This is a genomic window from Bacillus cereus group sp. BfR-BA-01430, from assembly GCF_022663115.1.
In the GTDB taxonomy this organism is placed as follows: Bacteria; Bacillota; Bacilli; order Bacillales; family Bacillaceae_G; genus Bacillus_A; species Bacillus_A cereus_BD.
The window spans coordinates 1-2003 of the sequence record NZ_JAKUEW010000042.1 but is presented as its reverse complement, the minus strand read 5'-3'; the positions used below and the strand labels follow the sequence as shown (position 1 = coordinate 2003).

Genomic DNA, 2003 nt, shown 5'->3' with positions numbered 1-2003 from the left:
TGCTTAGAACGAAAGAGCCTTATAGCTAGATTTAAAAACGCTATGATTCCGTCTGAGTTCGAAAATGCACGGTTTGATAATTATGTAAGGGAAACAGCAGTTCAGCAAACCTTGTACAATGCGATGATTGAATATTTAAAAATCTTTAATGAGATACGTGACTCGAAGATAAATAGTATTGGCTTTGTCGCCGAGGTAGGTGAAACGAAATTAAAAGCTTTGCCTCCAGGTGAGCGTAACAAAATGAGACAAGCCAATAACTCATACGGTTTAGGTAAAACTCATTTACAGGTAGCGGCAGCGAAATACGCATTGAATCATTTTAAAGTCACAGACAAGCATACAGGGCGTCCTCGTGGAGTCCGAGTGTTATGTGTCCAAGATGTAAATATCATGGCTGAAATCCAAAGTGCGGCGTTTTTAAACGACAATAAAAAGCGTTTGAATGAAATACTTCATGATTTATGCACATGTGACATTCTCATTTGGGATGACATTGCGAAATCAAAGTACAGCGAATTTAAAGAAGATATGTACTACAAGATTATTAATGAACGATATTTGCACAATCTACCAATCTGGTACACCAGCAATGAGGATTTGGATACGCTGGAGGACAAAATCGGATTCGCGGCCGCTGATCGGTTGTTTGGAATGAGTAAGGATTATTTGTATCAAGTGAAAGGTGCAAGTTATAGAACGACATGAGGTGAATAAAATGTCTATCACTGTAATGCGTCCAGGCGTCCATATAACGAGCGTAAGTAGTTGGGGAATGGTATTTGTATCGTCTCCTTCTCAAAACGCTCATACACGAGAGGAATACGCTAAAACGACAGGGGAATGGATCGAGGAACAGTTAAAGAAACATGAACAACAAATTATCGATATAGATAAACAAAAGGAAGTGCTTCATGATGAAAAAACAATTACAAGCATTAGTTAGTAATCTACGAACAGAAGCGATGTTGAAACGTGGTACAGCCATAAAGCTATTAGATCAAGGCGATGAGTGTGAATACGAACGCTTAGATGTAGAGCAACAGGTTATGGACGGTATCGCGGATAAAATAGAACAAATTTTGGAGGGTGAATAAAATGAGTAAATTTCAAAAAGGCGACAGAGTTTATTTTATGAGTTACGGCAAGAAAAGAGTTGGTACATTCGACCATCAAGATGATTGGAAAGGTTGGTGCTTATTTGACGGGAACGATGTGTTAACTTTTGCACCGATTGGAGATTTGCGTTTACTAGAGGAGGAAACTATGAAAACATACACAGGTTTTGAAGCTATTGAACGGATGAAAACACATTGGATTACAACTCAAGAAAAGGGTTGTGCTTGGAAAATTAAAGAGAATGAGATTTGGATGAGAGCAGGCGATAACGAAGGGGTAGTTAATGAGTCGATTAATTTCTTTTTCAAAAATGAGTTTATTGACTATGCGGAACCTTTGAAGTTGGAAGAGGGTGAAATGTACGTATTTGAATCGCGTGATAATGAGAAATGGTATGCAGTGCATAAAGAAGTAGATGGCAATCAATATTGGCCGAGCTTGGCTGTTATAGTAGCGAAAAATTTCGTGTTCGATGGAGACGGATATTTTACTAAGCATGATGGTACATTCCGCAAGCCAACAGATGAAGAATTAGAAGAGTTTGAACGCTTCATGGTATTTCACAAGAAAGGTCGTGAAATGGACGAGTTCGAGTTAGGAGACATTGTTGAACGTGAGGACGCTTTATATATAGTGGTTGTTCAAACAGAAGATAATAAGTTCGAACACGTTATCGGTTGTGTGGAAATCAATGATGATGACGCCCCAGTCAAGTATTTTCCAGCTAGCGATGTAGAGTTACGCTTCTGTGTGGAGGATGCAGCAGGATGAGCGATACGAAGTGGATTGTGCTAGTTTGGGTGATTACTATTGCGGCATGGTGGTTCGAATGAAGAAAGAAGATTTCGCGGTCGTAGCGATAGCGTGGTTTCTTATCACGCTCG

4 protein-coding genes are annotated in these 2003 nt (G+C 39.4%); all 4 read left to right on the top strand.

Translation table 11 applies throughout. The features are described from left to right. On the top strand, positions 1-708 hold a 708-nt coding region (locus MR058_RS22730; RefSeq protein WP_242145933.1), incomplete at its 5' end, for an ATP-binding protein. A gap of 10 nt (positions 709-718) precedes the next feature. Then, entirely contained in the window at positions 719-946 is a 228-nt protein-coding gene (locus tag MR058_RS22725) for a hypothetical protein (RefSeq protein WP_048723903.1), read from the top strand. Then, a complete protein-coding gene (locus MR058_RS22720; protein WP_048723904.1) occupies positions 918-1097 on the top strand; it encodes a hypothetical protein in 180 nt (59 codons plus the stop codon). The genes MR058_RS22725 and MR058_RS22720 overlap by 29 nt, the downstream gene beginning before the upstream one ends. A 1-nt stretch (position 1098) precedes the next feature. Then, entirely contained in the window at positions 1099-1890 is a 792-nt protein-coding gene (locus tag MR058_RS22715; RefSeq protein WP_094398390.1) for a hypothetical protein, read from the top strand. Positions 1891-2003: the final 113 nt, after the last annotated feature.